The 16,678-nt window shown below is 71.9% G+C and carries 20 protein-coding genes; 14 read left to right on the top strand and 6 right to left on the bottom strand.

Annotation, left to right across the window (positions count from 1 at the left end; genetic code table 11):
* The first annotated feature begins 51 nt into the window (after positions 1 to 51).
* The 10 genes from ACZ6Z8_RS07805 to era all read left to right on the top strand — a co-directional run bounded on the left by ACZ6Z8_RS07805 (position 52) and on the right by era (position 6,958).
* Entirely contained in the window at positions 52 to 405 is a 354-nt protein-coding gene (locus ACZ6Z8_RS07805) for a histidine triad nucleotide-binding protein (RefSeq protein WP_465607316.1), read from the top strand.
* Positions 406 to 411: 6 nt separating this feature from the next.
* Positions 412 to 1,335: a ribonuclease Z gene (locus ACZ6Z8_RS07800; RefSeq protein WP_465607314.1), complete on the top strand. Its 924-nt coding sequence runs from the start codon at positions 412 to 414 to the stop codon at positions 1,333 to 1,335.
* 156 nt (positions 1,336 to 1,491) lie between these two features.
* The gene (locus ACZ6Z8_RS07795; protein WP_465607312.1) at positions 1,492 to 2,619 is read left to right on the top strand and encodes a PhoH family protein; all 1,128 of its coding nucleotides are present in this window, start codon (positions 1,492 to 1,494) and stop codon (positions 2,617 to 2,619) included.
* Between the two features lie 14 nt (positions 2,620 to 2,633).
* Positions 2,634 to 3,128, top strand: coding sequence for an rRNA maturation RNase YbeY (ybeY, locus tag ACZ6Z8_RS07790; protein ID WP_030061268.1), 495 nt, complete (start codon positions 2,634 to 2,636; stop codon positions 3,126 to 3,128).
* A 19-nt stretch (positions 3,129 to 3,147) separates the two neighbouring features.
* A complete protein-coding gene (locus ACZ6Z8_RS07785; RefSeq protein ID WP_465607309.1) occupies positions 3,148 to 4,470 on the top strand; it encodes a hemolysin family protein in 1,323 nt (440 codons plus the stop codon).
* A gap of 33 nt (positions 4,471 to 4,503) precedes the next feature.
* Complete coding sequence (locus ACZ6Z8_RS07780; RefSeq protein ID WP_402816143.1) at positions 4,504 to 4,740, top strand: hypothetical protein; 237 nt, start codon at positions 4,504 to 4,506, stop codon at positions 4,738 to 4,740.
* A 51-nt stretch (positions 4,741 to 4,791) separates the two neighbouring features.
* The gene (locus tag ACZ6Z8_RS07775) at positions 4,792 to 5,343 is read left to right on the top strand and encodes a DUF4383 domain-containing protein (RefSeq protein ID WP_465607307.1); all 552 of its coding nucleotides are present in this window, start codon (positions 4,792 to 4,794) and stop codon (positions 5,341 to 5,343) included.
* Between the two features lie 34 nt (positions 5,344 to 5,377).
* Positions 5,378 to 5,731, top strand: a complete 354-nt coding sequence (locus ACZ6Z8_RS07770; RefSeq protein WP_465607306.1) for a cytidine deaminase — start codon at positions 5,378 to 5,380, stop codon at positions 5,729 to 5,731.
* Positions 5,732 to 5,785: 54 nt separating this feature from the next.
* Positions 5,786 to 5,968 carry a hypothetical protein gene (locus ACZ6Z8_RS07765; RefSeq protein WP_141763866.1) on the top strand — a complete coding sequence of 61 codons (183 nt, stop codon included), beginning with the start codon at positions 5,786 to 5,788 and terminating at the stop codon, positions 5,966 to 5,968.
* 60 nt (positions 5,969 to 6,028) lie between these two features.
* Positions 6,029 to 6,958: a GTPase Era gene (era, locus tag ACZ6Z8_RS07760; RefSeq protein WP_396236059.1), complete on the top strand. Its 930-nt coding sequence runs from the start codon at positions 6,029 to 6,031 to the stop codon at positions 6,956 to 6,958.
* 73 nt (positions 6,959 to 7,031) lie between these two features.
* Here the strand turns inward: era and ACZ6Z8_RS07755 are convergent, their stop codons facing one another.
* Positions 7,032 to 7,298 carry a protealysin inhibitor emfourin gene (locus ACZ6Z8_RS07755; protein WP_030290773.1) on the bottom strand — a complete coding sequence of 89 codons (267 nt, stop codon included), beginning with the start codon at positions 7,296 to 7,298 and terminating at the stop codon, positions 7,032 to 7,034.
* Between the two features lie 79 nt (positions 7,299 to 7,377).
* Positions 7,378 to 8,400: a M4 family metallopeptidase gene (locus tag ACZ6Z8_RS07750; protein WP_465607303.1), complete on the bottom strand. Its 1,023-nt coding sequence runs from the start codon at positions 8,398 to 8,400 to the stop codon at positions 7,378 to 7,380.
* Between the two features lie 335 nt (positions 8,401 to 8,735).
* Between ACZ6Z8_RS07750 and leuA the strand changes: the two genes are divergently transcribed.
* From leuA to ACZ6Z8_RS07730, 4 genes are all read left to right on the top strand, one after another.
* Positions 8,736 to 10,532, top strand: a complete 1,797-nt coding sequence (gene leuA, locus ACZ6Z8_RS07745; protein WP_465607301.1) for a 2-isopropylmalate synthase — start codon at positions 8,736 to 8,738, stop codon at positions 10,530 to 10,532.
* A 238-nt stretch (positions 10,533 to 10,770) separates the two neighbouring features.
* The gene (locus ACZ6Z8_RS07740) at positions 10,771 to 11,472 is read left to right on the top strand and encodes a TerB family tellurite resistance protein (RefSeq protein WP_465607299.1); all 702 of its coding nucleotides are present in this window, start codon (positions 10,771 to 10,773) and stop codon (positions 11,470 to 11,472) included.
* 195 nt (positions 11,473 to 11,667) lie between these two features.
* Positions 11,668 to 12,414, top strand: coding sequence for a DNA repair protein RecO (gene recO, locus ACZ6Z8_RS07735; protein WP_380414114.1), 747 nt, complete (start codon positions 11,668 to 11,670; stop codon positions 12,412 to 12,414).
* Positions 12,415 to 12,418: 4 nt separating this feature from the next.
* Complete coding sequence (locus ACZ6Z8_RS07730; protein ID WP_465607297.1) at positions 12,419 to 13,258, top strand: isoprenyl transferase; 840 nt, start codon at positions 12,419 to 12,421, stop codon at positions 13,256 to 13,258.
* A gap of 104 nt (positions 13,259 to 13,362) precedes the next feature.
* On the opposite strand, the gene ACZ6Z8_RS07725 is transcribed toward ACZ6Z8_RS07730, so the two are convergent.
* From ACZ6Z8_RS07725 to ACZ6Z8_RS07710, 4 genes are read right to left on the bottom strand one after another with little or no spacing between them, the layout of a single operon-like run.
* Positions 13,363 to 13,773, bottom strand: coding sequence for a Fur family transcriptional regulator (locus ACZ6Z8_RS07725; protein WP_402816135.1), 411 nt, complete (start codon positions 13,771 to 13,773; stop codon positions 13,363 to 13,365).
* A 35-nt stretch (positions 13,774 to 13,808) separates the two neighbouring features.
* On the bottom strand, positions 13,809 to 14,795 hold the full coding sequence (locus ACZ6Z8_RS07720; protein ID WP_465607294.1) for a metal ABC transporter permease: 987 nt from the start codon (positions 14,793 to 14,795) through the stop codon (positions 13,809 to 13,811).
* Positions 14,792 to 15,556: a metal ABC transporter ATP-binding protein gene (locus tag ACZ6Z8_RS07715; RefSeq protein ID WP_465607292.1), complete on the bottom strand. Its 765-nt coding sequence runs from the start codon at positions 15,554 to 15,556 to the stop codon at positions 14,792 to 14,794. Before ACZ6Z8_RS07715 ends, ACZ6Z8_RS07720 begins: the two co-directional genes overlap by 4 nt.
* 14 nt (positions 15,557 to 15,570) lie before the next feature.
* Positions 15,571 to 16,548 carry a metal ABC transporter substrate-binding protein gene (locus ACZ6Z8_RS07710; RefSeq protein ID WP_465607507.1) on the bottom strand — a complete coding sequence of 326 codons (978 nt, stop codon included), beginning with the start codon at positions 16,546 to 16,548 and terminating at the stop codon, positions 15,571 to 15,573.
* Positions 16,549 to 16,678: the final 130 nt, after the last annotated feature.

The raw sequence follows: 16,678 nt of genomic DNA, 5'->3' as shown, positions 1-16,678 counted from the left end.
CCGCCAGTACGGCCCACGTCAACGAAGACCCAGTGACCCGAGGAGAAGCCGATGGCCGGCGAGCCGCAGCCCGACTGCCTGTTCTGCAAGATCGTGGCGGGCGAGATCCCGGCGACCGTGGTGCGCAAGACGGACCGCGTCCTCGCCTTCCGGGACATCGCGCCCAAGGCCCCGGTGCACGTCCTGGTCATCCCGCACGTCCACTACCCGAACGCCGCGGCGCTGGCCGCCGCCGAGCCGGAGATCGCCGGTGAGCTGCTCGCCGAGGCGGGCGCGGTGGCCAGGGACGAGGGCGTCGAGGACTACCGGCTGATCTTCAACACCGGTGCGGGCGCCGGCCAGACCGTCTTCCACGCCCACGTGCACGTGCTCGGCGGCAAGCGCATGACCGAGAGCATGGTCTGATCCCAGGTGTCGCAGCGCGAACTCGTCGTCCTGGGCACCGCGAGCCAGGTGCCCACCCGGCACCGCAACCACAACGGCTACCTGCTCCGCTGGGACGGCGAGGGCCTGCTGTTCGACCCTGGCGAGGGCACCCAGCGGCAGATGCTGCACGCCGGGGTCTCGGCCACCCAGATCACCCGGATCGCGGTGACCCACTTCCACGGCGACCACTGCCTTGGCCTCGCCGGGGTGATCCAGCGGATCAACCTTGACCGGGTCCCGCACCCGGTCGACGTCTACTTCCCGGCCTCCGGCGAGGTCTACTTCGAGCGGCTGCGGCACGCCACGGCCTACCACGAGACCGCCGTGCTGCGGCCCCGGCCGATCGACGAGCCGGGCCCGCTGCCCGCGCCCGGCGCCCGCTTCGCGCTGGACGCCGTCCGGCTGGACCACCCGGTGGAGTCCTTCGGCTACCGGCTCTCCGAGCCGGACGGCCGCCGCCTGGTGCCCGAGCGGCTCGCCGCGGCCGGCGTGCACGGCCCGGCCGTCGGCCGGCTCCAGCACGAGGGCGCGATCGAGGTGGACGGCCGCACCGTCACCCTGGACGAGGTCAGCGAGCCGCGGCCGGGCCAGAGGTTCGCCTTCGTGATGGACACCCGGCTGTGCGAGGGGGTGCACCAACTCGCCGAGGGCGCCGACCTGCTGGTGGTCGAGGCCACCTTCACCGACGCCGACGCCCGGCTCGCCGAGGACCACGGCCACCTCACCGCCGGCCAGGCCGCCAAGGCCGCCGCCGAGGCCGGGGTGCGCACCCTGGTGCTGACCCACTTCTCCCAGCGCTACCCGGACCTGGGCCAGCACCTGGCCGACGCCCGCAAGCACTTCGACGGGGAGCTGGTGCTCGCCGAGGACCTCGCCCGGGTCCCCGTCCCGGCCCGCCGCCACCCGTGAAAAAGGGTTCGCGCCGCTCCGCGATCTGCCGCAGCATCGTCGGGTGCGGCCCCGCCGCCCGCCGCAGCGATCACGCTCGCGGCGTACCCTGGTGCCCCGGAGACCGAGCGGCACACGAGACCACGGATGGGATGAGGCAGGCCCCAGCGCCGACCTATGAGTGACACATCGCAGACCCGTACCGACGGGCAGTCGCGCCCCGAACCGGCCGACGACGGCCGGGTGAGCGCCCGGATCGTGATCCCCGAGAAGCACCCGATGGTCACCCTGCTCGGCACGGCGGACTCGCTGCTGCGCGTGATCGAGCAGGGCTTCCCCGCCGCCGACATCCACGTCCGCGGCAACGAGGTGACCGCCACCGGGGAACGTGCCGAGGTCGCCCTCGTGCAGAAGCTCTTCAGCGAGATGATGCTGGTGCTGCGCACCGGCCAGCCCCTGACGGAGGACTCCGTGGAGCGCTCCATCGCCATGCTCCGTGAGGAGGACCCGGACAGCCCGGCGCCGTCCCAGGTGTTCACCGCGAACATCCTGTCCAACCGGGGCCGCACGATCCGCCCCAAGACGCTCAACCAGCAGCGCTACGTCGACGCGATCGACAAGCACACGATCGTCTTCGGCCTCGGCCCGGCCGGCACCGGCAAGACCTACCTGGCGATGGCCAAGGCCGTCCAGGCCCTCCAGGCCAAGGAGGTCAACCGGATCATCCTGACCCGCCCCGCGGTCGAGGCGGGCGAGCGGCTGGGCTTCCTGCCCGGCACCCTCTACGAGAAGATCGACCCGTACCTGCGCCCGCTGTACGACGCGCTGCACGACATGATGGACCCGGACTCCATCCCGCGCCTGATGGCGGCCGGCACCATCGAGGTCGCCCCGCTCGCGTACATGCGCGGCCGCACCCTCAACGACGCCTTCATCATCCTCGACGAGGCCCAGAACACCTCGCCCGAGCAGATGAAGATGTTCCTCACCCGCCTCGGGTTCAACTCCCGGGTGGTGGTCACCGGCGACACCAGCCAGATCGACCTCCCGGGCGGCACCCGCAGCGGCCTCAAGGTCGTCCAGGAGATCCTGGCCGACGTCCCGGACATCCACTTCTCCGTCCTCACCAGCACCGACGTGGTCCGCCACAAGCTGGTCGGCCGGATCGTGGACGCCTACGAGCGCTGGGACGCCCGGCAGGAGGCCGAGGAGAACGCCCCGGCCGCCCGCAAGCCCGCCCAGCGGCGCCCCGGCAAGACCGCCGCGGCGCGCGCACCCCGACAGTCCCACCGCACCGAAAGCTGAGCACACAGCCCGTCATGTCGATCGACATCGCCAACGAGTCCGGCTGGGACGCCGATGAGGAAGCCATCCTCGACGTCGCCCGCTTCGCCCTGGACAAGATGCGGATCCACCCGCAGTCCGAACTGTCCGTGATCCTGGTGGACGGTGCGGCGATGGAGGAGCTGCACATCCAGTGGATGGACCTGCCCGGCCCGACCGACGTGATGTCGTTCCCGATGGACGAGCTGCGTCCCGGCAAGGAGGGCGAGGAGCTGCCGCAGGGCCTGCTCGGCGACATCGTGCTCTGCCCCGAGGTCGCCGAGCAGCAGGGCAAGGCGGCCCCCTCCAAGCACTCGATGGACGAGGAGCTGCAGCTGCTCACCGTCCACGGCGTGCTGCACGTCCTCGGCTACGACCACGAGGAGCCGGAGGAGGAGGAGGAGATGTTCGCCCTCCAGAAGCGCATCCTGGACGACTGGCGGGCGGGCCGCGGCCTCGGCGGCATCTCGCCGGCCCCCACCACCCACTGAGCGCGGAGCCCGAACCCCTGTGAGTGGTGAGAGTACGAGCTACATCCTCGGTGCCGTCGCCCTGGTCGTGCTCGGCTGGCTGGCGGCGTGCGCCGAGGCGGGCATCTCCCGGGTCTCCCGGTTCCGGGCCGAGGAGGCCGTGCGCAACGGGCGGCGCGGCTCCGCCCGGCTGCTGGCCGTCGCCTCCGACCCGTTCCGCTACCTCAACCTGGCGACCCTGATCCGGGTCGCCAGCGAGATGGCGGCCGCGGTGCTGGTCACCGCGGTGTCCGTGCGCAACATCCACCCGACCTGGCAGGCCGTGCTGCTGGCCTTCGGCGTGATGGTGCTGGTGTCCTTCGTCGCGGTGGGCGTCTCGCCGCGCACGATCGGGCGCCAGCACCCGATCTCCACCGCGACCGCGGCCTCCTTCGTGCTGCTGCCGCTGGCCGCGGTGCTCGGCCCGATCCCGCGATTGCTGATCCTGCTGGGCAACGCGCTGACCCCGGGCAAGGGCTACCGGGAGGGGCCGTTCGCCTCCGAGGCGGAGCTGCGGGCGCTGGTCGACCTCGCCGAGAAGGACGACCTGATCGAGGACGAGGAGCGCCGGATGGTGCACTCGGTCTTCGAGCTGGGCGACACCATCGTGCGCGAGGTGATGGTGCCGCGCACCGACCTGGTGATGATCGAGCGGCACAAGACCGTCCGGCAGGCGCTGACCCTGGCGCTGCGCTCGGGCTTCTCGCGGATCCCGGTGGTCGGCGACAACGAGGACGACGTGGTCGGCATCGTCTACCTCAAGGACCTGGTGCGCCGCACCCACATCAACCGCGAGGCGGAGGCCGAGGAGGTCGGCGCGGTGATGCGCCCGGCCGTGTTCGTCCCGGACTCCAAGCCGGCCGGCGACCTGCTGCGCGAGATGCAGCAGCGCCGCTCGCACGTCGCCATCGTGATCGACGAGTACGGCGGCACGGCGGGCCTGGTCACCATCGAGGACGTCCTGGAGGAGATCGTCGGCGAGATCACCGACGAGTACGACCGGGAGATCGCGCCGATCGAGGACCTCGGCGACGGCTCGTACCGGATCACCGCCCGCCTGCTGGTGGAGGACCTGGGCGAGCTGTTCGGCATCGAGCTGGAGGACGAGGACGTCGAGACCGTCGGCGGGCTGCTGGCCAAGCACCTGGGCCGGGTGCCGATCCCCGGCTCCTCCTGCGAGATCCCGCTGCCGGAGCCGGTCGCGGACGGCCTGACCGGCATCATGCTGACCGCCGAGTCCTCGGCCGGGCGCCGCAACCGGATCGGCTCGATGGTCGCCTCGCCGGTGCGCGGGGCGGAGGCGGCGCAGGCCCCGGGCGAGTAGCGGGTGGGCGGCCGCCGCGCGACCATGGAGGGCATGACGCACAAACTGCGCGCGGAGTACGGCCCGCAGGGGCCGGCCGGCGGGGTCAGGTCCTGGCACGTGGTGCGGGACGAGGACCCGGCGACGGCCCTCTGCGGCCGGACCATGCCCGACGACGCCGAGACGCGGCCCGAGCAGGAGTGGGGCACCGGGCTGCGTTGCTGCCAGCAGTGCGGCTCGCTCTACATGCACGAGACGCCGCACCTGCAGGGGAGCCACCCGTACAGCTAGCCGTCCGTACGGCTGGCGAGTCGCCGAAGCCCTGAAGCTCTGGAGGTCTCCATGAAGCTGCAAGACGAACTGCCGACCGTCGATCGCCGACTCGTCCTGGTGTGGCGGGTCGGGGCGGGGCTGGGGGGGATCTTCCTGATCGTGTTCGGGATCCTCGGACTGGCCGACCACCCCGGCTTCCTGGCCACCCACGGCGACCGGATCGCCGGGCTGTCCACCAACGGGGCGCTGGCCGTCCTGTCCATCGTGGCGGGCGCGGTCCTGGTGCTCGGGGCGGTGATCGGCGGGAACTTCGCGTCCAACCTCAACATGATCGTCGGTGTGCTGTTCGTCCTGTCCGGCTTCTACGGACTGACGGTGCTCGGCCGGCCGGAGGCGAACATCCTGAACTTCCGGATGTCGAACGTGCTGTTCGCGTTCGTCTTCGGGATCGTCATCACCACCTTCGGCATGTACGGCCGGGTGAGCAGCCACCTGCCGCACGACAACCCGTTCTGGCGCAAGCGGATCGCGGACGAGGAGCCGCTGCCGTCCGGGGCCGCGAAGACCTTCGTCAAGGTGCTCCGTCCGAACCCGGGGCGCACCCACCCGGTCGGCCACTGAGTGGTGCCTCGCCGGCGCCGCCTATGCTCGGCGCATGAGTGACATCGTCGAACTCGACCCCGAGGACAAGAAGATCATCACCCTGGCCCGCTCGGCCCGCGCCCGCAACGGCGTGGCCGAGGGGGCCGCGGTGCGTGACGAGACCGGCCGCACCTACGTGGCCGGGACGGTCGCGCTGGAGTCGCTGCGGCTGAGCGCGCTGCAGACGGCGGTGGCGATGGCGGTGGCCAGCGGCGCGAAGTCGCTGGAGGCGGCCGCCGTGGTGAGCGAGGCCGAGCAGCCGGCCGAGGCCGACCTGGCGGCCGTGCGGGACCTGGGCGGGGCCGGGACGCCGGTGCTGCTGGCCGGTCCGGACGGGACGCTGCGGCTGTCGGCCGAGGCCCGCTGAGGGGCCACGACGGCCCTTGCCCCCATGCATTCAGCCGATAATCTCACCGGGGGAGTGGACTCGGTGAGGGGCTGGGGCATGGGGGCGTTGGCGTTCGTCGCCGGGCTGGTGCTGTTCGTGATGGGGATGGGGAAGTGGCAGGAGACCGGCACGGTCTACTGGCTCTGGGGCTCGCTCGCCTTCCTGGCGCTGCTGGTGCTGTTCTCCCTGGTCGGCCGGGGCGGCGACAAGGGGTGAGCGGAGCGTGACGACCGGCCCGGGACGGCGGGGCTCCGGTGATCAGGGAGAATGGAGCCCATGAATGCCCCTTCCTCCTCGTACCGCTCCGGGTTCGCGTGCTTCGTCGGCCGTCCGAACGCGGGCAAGTCGACCCTGACCAACGCCCTGGTGGGGACGAAGGTCGCGATCACCTCCGACCGCCCGCAGACCACCCGGCACACCGTGCGCGGCATCGTGCACCGCCCGGACGCCCAGCTCGTGCTGGTCGACACCCCCGGTCTGCACAAGCCGCGCACCCTGCTCGGCGAGCGCCTCAACGACCTGGTCCGCACCACCTGGGCCGAGGTGGACGTGATCGGTTTCTGCCTGCCCGCCGACCAGAAGATCGGCCCCGGCGACAAGTTCATCGCCAAGGAGATCGCCGGGATCAAGAAGACCCCCAAGGTCGCCATCGTCACCAAGACCGACCTGGTCGACTCCAAGCGGCTGGCCGAGCAGCTGATCGCCATCCAGCAGCTCGGCGTGGAGCTGGGCTTCGAGTGGGCCGAGATCATCCCGGTCTCCGCCGTCGGCGACAAGCAGGTCGAGCTGGTCGCCGACCTGCTCACCAAGCTGCTGCCCGAGGGCGACCAGCTGTACCCCGAGGGCGACCTCACCGACGAGCCCGAGCAGATCATGGTCGCCGAGCTGATCCGCGAGGCCGCCCTGGAGGGCGTGCGGGACGAACTGCCGCACTCGCTGGCCGTCGTGGTCGAGGAGATGCTGCCGCGCGAGGGCCGCCCCGCCGACCGCCCGCTGCTGGACATCCACGCCAACGTCTACATCGAGCGGCAGAGCCAGAAGGCGATCGTGATCGGCGCCAAGGGCGCGCGGCTCAAGCACGTCGGCACCACCGCCCGCAAGCACATCGAGGCGCTGCTCGGCACGCCGGTCTACCTGGACCTGCACGTCAAGGTGGCCAAGGACTGGCAGCGCGACCCCAAGCAGCTGCGCAAGCTCGGCTTCTGACGGACTCCGCCTCCCGGCGGACGGGTCGGGAGGCCTCGGAGCCCGGTGCGGAGCGGCCGGTGCCGCGCGGGGGTCAGGCGCCCTCGCGCAGCACCAGCGACACCAGCTCCCGCTGGGAGTCGGTGAGCTTGGGGTCGGCGCAGTGCACCGTCCGCCCGTCGACGGTGATCTCGTAGTGGAAGCCGTCCGGCACCCCGTACGAGGGGGCGCGCAGCCCGCCCGCGACGGCTTCGCGGGCGAGCGCGTGGACGTGCGGGGCGTCCGTGCGGTCGACGGTGTCGAGCTCCGCGTGGCGGACGATTCCGGCGAGGCCGCCGGTCCGGGTCACCTGGATGCGCATGGTGTCCATGGTGCTCCGCAGAGAAGGCTTTTGCGGCACTTTTTCCGGACCGTGACCTTGGGGGCGACCCGACCCGCTCTCAACCGGGACTGACGCCGACCTGGGCCCAGGAGGCCGTCACGGTGTCCGCGATCGAGGACTGGTCGGGGTAACGGGCCCTGGCCGCGGCCACGGTGGCCCGGGCGAAGGCGGTGAAGTCGGCGGCCGTGGACAGCCCGCCGCCGGTCAGGGCGTCGTACCAGATCCGCCCGGCGCGGTCCCAGGCCTGGCCGCCGAGGGCGGTGGCCAGCAGGTAGAACGCGTGGTTGGGGATGCCGGAGTTGATGTGCACCCCGCCGTTGTCCTCGGTGGTGTCCACGTAGTCCCGCATGTGCGCGGGCTGCGGGTCCTTGCCGAGCTGGGGGTCGTCGTAGGCGGTGCCGGGGGCCTTCATCGAGCGCAGCGCCACGCCCTGGATGCCGGGGGCGAGCAGCCCGGCGCCGATCAGCCAGTCGGCGTCGGCGGCGCTCTGGTGCAGCGCGTACTGCTTGACCAGCGAGCCGAAGACGTCGGAGACGGACTCGTTCAGCGCGCCGGGCTGGTCCTGGTAGTCCAGGTTGGCGGTGAACTGGGTGACGCCGTGGGTGAGTTCGTGGCCGATGACGTCGACGCAGGCGGTGAAGTCGCCGAAGATCTGGCCGTCGCCGTCTCCGAAGACCATCCGCCGGCCGTTCCAGAAGGCGTTGTCGTAGTTCCGGCCGTAGTGGACGCTGGCGTCCAGGCGCAGCCCGCGGCCGTCGATCGAGTCGCGGCCGAAGACCTGGGAGTACAGCGTGAAGGTGTCGCCGAGGCCGTCGTAGGCGTGGTTGACGGAGGCGTCGGTGACCGGGGCGTGGCCCTCGGTGCGGACGGTGCGCCCGGGCAGCCGCTGGCCGTGCCCGGCGTCGGAGATCACCCGGTTCAGCCCGGGGGCGCCGGCGGCCGGCGGGGGAGCGGCGAGACGGGCCGCGCGGTGCGCGGTGTCCAGGGCGAGGGAGCGGACGGCGGGCTCGTGACCGGCCTCGGCGAGGCGGTCCAGGACGTACGGCGGGACGATCGTGCAGATCGGTACTGCTGCAGTCATGTGGCCCAGGGTGAGGCTTCGATGACGCTTTGTCACCAGGTTCGGCGTGACCGGTCGACGTCTCAAGGAGTGGAACGGAAGCCCGGATCACTTCGGGGGCGCGCGGCCCTGGGTTACGCTGGGTCCCATCATGCGCAACGGGCTGCTTCTTCTTAGCTGCCGCGTCGAGGGCCTGTAGTCCACTGGGGCCGGCTCCCTCGCCGCGGGGAACGAGCTGTGCGCGGAATCGGCGATGCAACGGCGTATCGCGAGCGGCAGCAGAGGCCGGCCAGTCGGTGTTGACCCCTCCCGACCCGCCCGCACCACGCATCCACAGGAAGCCGAGAGTCACCTCCATGACCGAGCAGACCTCCGCCGCGTCCGTCCCCGCCGCTCGCGCCTTCGTCGACCGGCCGACCCCGATCACCGCCGCCTCCGTCCGCCAGCGGCCCTCGGGCATGCGGCACGGGCGCTACCTGCCGTTCGGCACCGTCGACCTGCCGGACCGCACCTGGCCGGACAAGGTGATCACCAAGGCGCCGCGCTGGCTCTCCACCGACCTGCGGGACGGCAACCAGGCGCTGATCGACCCGATGTCCCCGGCCCGCAAGCGGAAGATGTTCGACCTGCTGGTCGCCATGGGCTACAAGGAGATCGAGGTCGGCTTCCCGTCCTCCGGCGCCACCGACCACGCCTTCGTGCGGTCGCTGATCGAGGAGGGGGCGATCCCGGAGGACGTCACCATCTCGGTGCTGACCCAGGCCCGCGAGGAGCTGATCGAGAAGACCGTGGAGGCGCTGGTCGGCGCCCCGCGGGCGACCGTCCACCTGTACAACGCGACCGCGCCGCTGTTCCGCCGGGTGGTGTTCCGCAACGACAGGGCGGCCACCAAGGCGATCGCCGTGGACGGCACCCGGCTGGTGATGGAGTACGCGGAGAAGCTGCTGGGCGACGACACCGTCTTCGGCTACCAGTACTCGCCGGAGATCTTCGTGGACACCGAGCTGGACTTCGCGCTGGAGGTCTGCGAGTCGGTGATGGACGTCTGGCAGCCGGGCGAGGGCCGCGAGATCATCCTGAACCTGCCGGCCACCATCGAGCGGGCCACCCCGAACGTCCAGGCCGACCAGTTCGAGTGGATGTCGCGCAACCTGTCCCGCCGCGAGTTCGTCTGCCTGTCGGTGCACCCGCACAACGACCGCGGCACCGCCGTCGCCTCCGCCGAGCTGGCGTACATGGCGGGCGCCGACCGCATCGAGGGCTGTCTGTTCGGGCAGGGTGAGCGGACCGGCAACGTCGACCTGGTGACGCTGGGGATGAACCTGTTCTCGCAGGGCATCGACCCGCAGATCGACTTCTCCGACATCGACGAGGTGCGCCGCACCGCCGAGTACTGCAACCAGATGGAGGTGCACCCGCGCCACCCGTACGCCGGTGACCTGGTGTACACCTCCTTCTCCGGCTCGCACCAGGACGCCATCAAGAAGGGCTTCGAGGTCCTGGAGGCGGACGCGCGGGCGGCCGGGGTCCCGGTGGAGGAGCACACCTGGGGCGTGCCGTACCTGCCGATCGACCCGAAGGACGTCGGCCGCACCTACGAGGCGGTCATCCGGGTCAACAGCCAGTCCGGCAAGGGCGGGGTCGCGTACGTCCTGAAGAACGACCACAAGCTGGACCTGCCGCGCCGGATGCAGATCGAGTTCTCCCGGATCATCCAGGCCAAGACCGACGCCGAGGGCGGCGAGGTCACTCCGGCCGAGATCTGGCGGGTCTTCGAGGACGAGTACCTGCCGACCCCGGACAACCCGTGGGGCCGGCTGTCGCTGACCGGCTCGCGCAGCCTGACCACCGAGGACGGCCGGGACGCGCTGACCGCCGAGGCCGTGGTGGACGGCGCCCCGGTGACCCTGTCCGGCGCGGGCAACGGCCCGGTCTCGGCCTTCGCGGACGCGCTGGCCCGGATCGGTGTGGACGTACGGGTGCTGGACTACGCCGAGCACGCGCTGAGCGAGGGCGGCGACGCCCAGGCCGCCGCGTACGTGGAGTGCGCCGTGGACGGCAAGGTGCTGTGGGGCGTGGGCATCGACGGCAACACCGTGCTGGCCTCGCTGAAGGCGATGATCAGTGCCGTCAACCGCTCGCAGCGCGGCTAACTCGTAAGGGTGGTACGCGAAGGGCCGTCCCCCCGGGCGGCCCTTCGCCCTGCCCGGCGCCGATTGTGGCCTGCGCCACACTTTTTCGATCGGAAGCCGTTCGAGGTACTGACACGTGCCGGTAACCATGGCAACATCGATCCACCGGAAAGCCGGGGTCGGTGGGACGGCCCGGTGTCCGGACGCGTGACCTGCCCATAGTTGTGCAGGCCGCCTGCCATGTCTGGGGAGTGGCGCCGTGACCAGGTTGTGGGGTGTTCGCCCGAGGTGGCGGACTGACGTTCTCGGTGACTTCTTCTGCCCCGGCTGCGGCGGGGACCGCAACTACCGGCGGCAGCACGGCCGGCGGTGGCTGCGACTGCTGGGGACGCCCGTCCTCCCGCTCGGGCCGGTGATCGGCAGCGTGCAGTGCACCAGCTGCCACGGGCGCTACGGCGTCGAAGCGCTGGAGCAGCCCACCAGCGTGCGCCTCGGCGCGATGCTGCGGGACGCCCAGTACACGATCGCGCTGGCCCTGCTGGCGGCGGGCGGCACCGCCCACCGGGCGGCCCGCGAGGCGGCCTGCACGGCGGTGCGCGAGGCCGGGTTCGAGGACTGGGGCGAGGCCCAGGTGCTGGCCGCGCTCGCCGCGCTGTCCGGGCTCGGCGGAGAGCTCCACGACGCCCGCGAACTGGGGGCACCTCCCGGCCAACGGCTGGGGGAGGCCGGCGGCCTGGCCGTGGAGCTGCACGCGGTGCTCGAACCGCTCGCGCCGCACCTGGCCCAGCAGGGCCGGGAGCGGCTGCTGCTGCAGGGCGCCGCGATCGCCCTGGCCGACGGGCACTACCTGCCGCAGGAGCGCGAGGCGCTGGCCGCGGTCGGGAGCTGTCTGGACCTGCCGAAGAGCCAGGTGCCGGCGCTGCTGGAGGCGGCGACCCGGGCGCCGTACGAGAACCTGTAGGACCCGGCGCCCGGGCGCCCCTAGACCTTCCGCATCCCCCACAAACGGGTCCGATCCCCCCTCCGGGCCCGCCGTGACCCGCACCGCAGTGGTCCTCCCCCACGGCCCCCGGTGCGGGCAACACGGCTGTCCGTGGCCGTCCGGCGGCGTGCGGGGCCGTCCCCGGCTGTCCGTGGCTGGGGGACAATGGTTCCCATGAGTCTTTTCCGGGACGACGGCGTCGTGCTGCGGGCGCAGAAGCTCGGCGAGGCCGATCGGATCATCACCCTGCTGACCCGCCAGCACGGCAAGGTGCGCGCGGTGGCGCGCGGGGTGCGGAAGACCAAGTCCAAGTTCGGCGCCCGTCTGGAGCCGTTCTCGCACGTCGACGTGCAGTTCTTCAGCCGGGGCAGCGAGCTGGTCGGCCGCGGGCTGCCGCTGTGCACCCAGGTGGAGACCATCGCCCCGTACGGGGGTTCGATCGTCACCGACTACGGCCGGTACACCGCCGGCACGGCGATGCTGGAGACGGCCGAGCGCTTCGCCGAGAACGAGGGCGAGCCGGCCGTCCAGCAGTACCTGCTGCTGGTGGGCGGGCTGCGCACGCTGGCGGCCGGGCTGCACGAGTCGCACCTGGTGCTGGACGCCTTCCTGCTGCGCTCGCTCGCGGTGAACGGGTACGGCGCGAGCTTCACCGACTGCGCCAAATGCGGCCTGGACGGGCCGAACCGTTTCTTCTCCCTCCCCGCAGGGGGGGTCCTCTGCTCGGACTGCCGAGTGCCCGGATGTGCCGTACCCTCCCCTGAGACACTGGTACTGCTCGGGGCGCTGCTGTCAGGGGACTGGCGGACGGCCGACGCCTGCGAGCCGCGGTACTGGCGGGAGGGCAGCGGCCTGGTCGCGGCCTATCTGCAGTGGCACCTGGAGCGGGGCATCCGCTCGATGAGATACGTGGAGAAGTGAGCACATGGCAGCGCGACGGCTCTTCGGCGGCGGCAAGCAGCGGGTCTACGAACCCCCGACCCCGCACCCCAGCGGCGCCAAGCCCCCGAAGATCCCCGGCGAGCTGGTCCCCGACCACGTCGCCATCGTGATGGACGGCAACGGCCGCTGGGCCAAGGAGCGCGGGCTGCCCCGCACCGAGGGCCACAAGGTGGGCGAGTCCGTCGTGCTGGACGTCCTCAGGGGCGCGATCGAGCTCGGCGTCAAGAACATCTCGCTGTACGCGTTCTCCACCGAGAACTGGAAGCGCTCCCCCGACGAGGTGAAGTTCCTGATGAACTTCAACCGGGACGTCATCGCCCGCCGCCGCGACGAGATGGACGCCATGGGCGTGCGGATCCGCTGGGCCGGCCGGATGCCGAAGCTGTGGAAGAGCGTCGTCCAGGAGCTCCAGATCGCCCAGGAGCAGACCAAGGAGAACGACGCCGTGACGCTCTACATGTGCGTCAACTACGGCGGCCGGGCCGAACTCGCCGACGCGGCGCAGGCGATCGCGCGGGACGTCGCGGCCGGGAAGCTGGACCCGAAGAAGGTCAACGAGAAGACCCTCGCCAAGTACATGTACCACCCGGACATGCCGGACGTGGACCTGTTCCTGCGCCCCAGCGGCGAGCAGCGCACCTCCAACTTCCTGCTCTGGCAGTCCGCGTACGCCGAGTTCGTGTTCCAGGACGTGCTCTGGCCGGACTTCGACCGCCGCGACCTGTGGCGCGCCTGCGAGCAGTTCGCGATGCGCGACCGCCGCTTCGGCGGGGCCATCCCCAACGAGCTGCCTGCGCCCGGCGCGCTGCCCGCCCAGCGCTGACGGCCGGCCGGCGCTGACGGCCACCCAGGCACCGGGAGGGGCCCGCAGGAACGATTCCTGCGGGCCCCTCCCGTTCGTCCGTACCGGCTGCCCCGGTACGGGCCTCAGTCCTTCTTCGCGCAGTCCGCGCAGGTGCCGAAGATCTCCAGGGTGTGGGCGATGTCGCTGAACCCGTGCTCGGCGGCGACCGTGTTGGCCCAGCGTTCGACCGCCGGGCCCTCGACCTCGACGGTGGCGCCGCAGTGCCGGCAGACCAGGTGGTGGTGGTGCCCGCTGCTGCACCGGCGGTAGACGGCCTCGCCGTCGGCGGTGCGCAGCACGTCGACCTCACCGGCGTCGGCGAGCGACTGCAGGGTGCGGTAGACCGTGGTCAGACCGACGGAGTCCCCGCGGTGCTTGAGCAGGTCGTGGAGCTCCTGCGCGCTGCGGAAGTCCGCGATCTCGTCCAGGGCCGCCGAGACGGCGGCACGCTGCCGGGTCGAGCGGGCGCGCGGCGACGGGCCTGCGGTGGTCACCGTGGGTCCTCCTGGGGTCGTGGGCGTCACGCACCTCATTGTGCCAGCCCGGCCCGCCGCTCCGGGGTGGTCGTGTCGGAGGAAGTCTTTTCCGGGGCTTGGCCGGGGATTTGGCCGGGAATTTGGCCGGGGATTCGGCTTCGGGCGCGATCGGGGAGCCGGACGTCGCAGACCTGCGGTCCCGGCTCGGTGTCGCCGCCGCGGCGGTGGCGGCGGCGGGCGAGCGGGGCGGCGATCACGCTGAACACCGCGAAGACCGCGATGGCGAGCAGCACGATGGCCGGCCCGGAGGGCACGTCGAGCTGGTAGGAGCCGGTCACACCGGCCAGCGAGACCACCACGCCGAGCGCGATCGAGGCGGCCTGGGTGGCGGCGAAGGACCGGGTGAGCTGCTGGGCGGCGACCACCGGGACCACCATGAGGGCGCTGACCAGCAGCAGCCCGACCACCCGCATGGCGACGGTGACGGTGACCGCGGCCATCACGGCGAGCAGCAGGTTGAGCGTGCGCACCGGCACGCCGGTGACCCGGGCGAAGTCCTCGTCCTGGCAGATCGCGAAGAGCTGGCGGCGCAGGCCGACGGCCACCGCGATGACCACGGCGCCGAGCACCGCGATGGTGACCAGGTCCTCGGGGGCGACGGTGAGGATCGAGCCCCACAGATAGCTCTCCAGCGAGCCGGCCCCGGCCTGGGCGGACATCGAGACCAGCAGCTTGCCGCAGGCCATGCCGCCGTAGAAGAGCATCGCGAGGGCGATGTCGCCGCGCTGGTTGCCGCGCGAACGGACGAGTTCCATGGTGATCGCGCCGAGCACGCAGACCAGCACGGCCATCCAGACCGGGCTGGTCCGGAAGATGAAGCCGAGGCCGACGCCGGTCATCGCGACGTGGCCCATGCCGTCGCCCATCAGGGCCTGGCGGCGCTGCACCAGGTAGATGCCGACGGCGGGGGCGGTGATCCCGACCAGCACGGCGGCGAGCAGGGCGCGCTGCATGAAGTCGTAGGAGAGCATCTCGGTCATGCGAGCAGCCTCGGCGGGGTGAGGTCGGCGTGCGGGTGGACGTGGTCGTGGCCGGGCAGCGCGTGCAGGCCGGTGTTGGGCACGGGCGGGCCGTCGTGGGCGACGCAGCCGTCCCGCAGCACCACGGCGCGGTCGATCAGCGGCTCCAGCGGCCCGAGTTCGTGCAGCACCAGGAGGACGGAGGCGCCGCGCCCGACCTCGGTGCGCAGGGTGTCGGCGAGCACCTGCTGGCTGGCGGCGTCCACGCCGGCCATCGGCTCGTCCATGATCAGCAGGTCGGGGGTGCCGACCAGGGCGCGGGCGATCAGCACCCGCTGCTGCTGGCCGCCGGACAGGTCGGCGACGCCGTCCCCGGCCCGGTCCAGCATGCCGACGGCGTCCAGGGCGCGGTCGACCGCGGCGCGGTCCTTGCGGCGGAAGGGCAGCAGCCGGTGCTGCGCCAGCCGTCCGGTGGAGACCACCTCGCGCACGGTGGCCGGGACGCCGGAGGCGGCGGTGGTGCGCTGCGGGACGTACCCGATCCGGTGCCAGGCGCGGAAGGAGCCGTACGGGGTGCCGAACAGCTCCAGGGTGCCCTGCTCCAGCGGCACGGAGCCGATCACGGCCTTGACGGTGGTCGACTTGCCGGAGCCGTTGGCGCCGAGCAGGGCGACGACCTCGCCCGGTCGGACGGTGAGGTCGACACCGCGCAGCACCGGCCGGCCGCCGCGCGAGGCGACGGCGTCACGGAGGCGGACGGCCGGGGGTATCGGGTCGGTCATGGCGGTGTGTCCCGTCAGCTCGCGGGGGTGGGGGTGGTGCTCGGTGCGCCGAGGGCGGCCCGGAGGTTGGCCAGGTTCTGCTTCATGACGGTGAGGTAGTCGTCCTTGGAGGGGTCCGCGACGCCCTCCAGCGGGTCCAGCACGGCGGTCTTGAGGCCGAGGTCCTTGGCGACGGTGTCGGCGAGCTTGGGGCTGACCAGGGTCTCGAAGAAGATCGTGGTGACGCCGTTGTCCTTGGCGGCCTTCTGCACCTCGGCCAGGCGGGCCGGGGTGGGCTCGGACTCCGGGTCGACGCCGTTGATGGCGACCTGGGTGAGGCCGTAGTGGTCGGCGAGGTAGCCGAAGGCGGCGTGGCTGGTGACGAAGGTCCTGGTCCTGGTGTCCTTCAGCCCGGCCTGGAACTCCTGGTCCAGGGCGGTGAGCTTGGTGACCAGCTCGTCGGTGTTCTTCCGGTAGTCCTCGGCGTGGGCCGGGTCGGCCTTGGCGAAGCCGTCGCCGACGCTCTTGGCGATCGCGGCGTAGCGGGCCGGGTCGAGCCAGATGTGCGGGTCGCCGGCCGGGCCCTTGGCCTGGTGGGCGTCCCCGCCCTCGGCGCCCTCGTCGAGGTGGTGGTCGACCAGCGGGCTGGCGGTGGCGGCGTCGATCCTGGCCTTGGCGGACGACTGGTCGACGGCCTGGTCGACGGTGGGCTGCAGGCCCTTGAGGTAGACGATCGCGTCGGCCTTCTGGACGCCGGCGACCTGCTTGGCGGTGAGCTCCAGGTCGTGCGGCTCGACGTGGGGCGCGGTGAGGTCGGTGACCGAGACGTGGTCCTTGCCGATCTGCTGGGCCAGGAACTCCATCGGGTAGAAGGAGGCGACGACGTTCAGCTTGCCGTCCGCGCCCTTGGCGCTGCTGCTCCCGCCGCAGGCCGTGAGGGCCAGCGAGGCCGCGATGGCGGTGGCGGTCAGGGCGGCGGTGGTACGGGCCCGGCGTCCAGTCAGTCCGATCATCATGACAATCATTCTCAACTGAAGTGGAAATGATTGTCAAATCACTCGGACGGGTGAACGGGAGGTGGCCGGGGCTGGAGGGAGCCGGACGATACCGATTTGAACCCCGTACCCGTCTGGCCGGTAACCT

Source organism: Kitasatospora sp. NPDC101108, assembly GCF_055584725.1.
The sequence above is the reverse complement of the archived record's forward strand: the minus strand, read 5'-3'. Positions and strand labels throughout refer to the sequence as shown.

What these genes read in the sequence shown, in the direction of transcription:
- ACZ6Z8_RS07805 (WP_465607316.1), top strand. Translation starts at nt 52, where the DNA reads ATGGCCGGCGAGCCGCAGCCCGACTGCCTGTTCTGCAAGATCGTGGCG.
- ACZ6Z8_RS07795 (WP_465607312.1), top strand. Translation starts at nt 1,492, where the DNA reads ATGAGTGACACATCGCAGACCCGTACCGACGGGCAGTCGCGCCCCGAA.
- ybeY (WP_030061268.1), top strand. Translation starts at nt 2,634, where the DNA reads ATGTCGATCGACATCGCCAACGAGTCCGGCTGGGACGCCGATGAGGAA.
- ACZ6Z8_RS07780 (WP_402816143.1), top strand. Translation starts at nt 4,504, where the DNA reads ATGACGCACAAACTGCGCGCGGAGTACGGCCCGCAGGGGCCGGCCGGC.
- ACZ6Z8_RS07775 (WP_465607307.1), top strand. Translation starts at nt 4,792, where the DNA reads ATGAAGCTGCAAGACGAACTGCCGACCGTCGATCGCCGACTCGTCCTG.
- ACZ6Z8_RS07770 (WP_465607306.1), top strand. Translation starts at nt 5,378, where the DNA reads ATGAGTGACATCGTCGAACTCGACCCCGAGGACAAGAAGATCATCACC.
- era (WP_396236059.1), top strand. Translation starts at nt 6,029, where the DNA reads ATGAATGCCCCTTCCTCCTCGTACCGCTCCGGGTTCGCGTGCTTCGTC.
- ACZ6Z8_RS07755 (WP_030290773.1), bottom strand. Translation starts at nt 7,298, where the DNA reads ATGCGCATCCAGGTGACCCGGACCGGCGGCCTCGCCGGAATCGTCCGC.
- ACZ6Z8_RS07750 (WP_465607303.1), bottom strand. Translation starts at nt 8,400, where the DNA reads ATGACTGCAGCAGTACCGATCTGCACGATCGTCCCGCCGTACGTCCTG.
- leuA (WP_465607301.1), top strand. Translation starts at nt 8,736, where the DNA reads ATGACCGAGCAGACCTCCGCCGCGTCCGTCCCCGCCGCTCGCGCCTTC.
- recO (WP_380414114.1), top strand. Translation starts at nt 11,668, where the DNA reads ATGAGTCTTTTCCGGGACGACGGCGTCGTGCTGCGGGCGCAGAAGCTC.
- ACZ6Z8_RS07730 (WP_465607297.1), top strand. Translation starts at nt 12,419, where the DNA reads ATGGCAGCGCGACGGCTCTTCGGCGGCGGCAAGCAGCGGGTCTACGAA.
- ACZ6Z8_RS07720 (WP_465607294.1), bottom strand. Translation starts at nt 14,795, where the DNA reads ATGACCGAGATGCTCTCCTACGACTTCATGCAGCGCGCCCTGCTCGCC.
- ACZ6Z8_RS07715 (WP_465607292.1), bottom strand. Translation starts at nt 15,556, where the DNA reads ATGACCGACCCGATACCCCCGGCCGTCCGCCTCCGTGACGCCGTCGCC.
- ACZ6Z8_RS07710 (WP_465607507.1), bottom strand. Translation starts at nt 16,548, where the DNA reads ATGATCGGACTGACTGGACGCCGGGCCCGTACCACCGCCGCCCTGACC.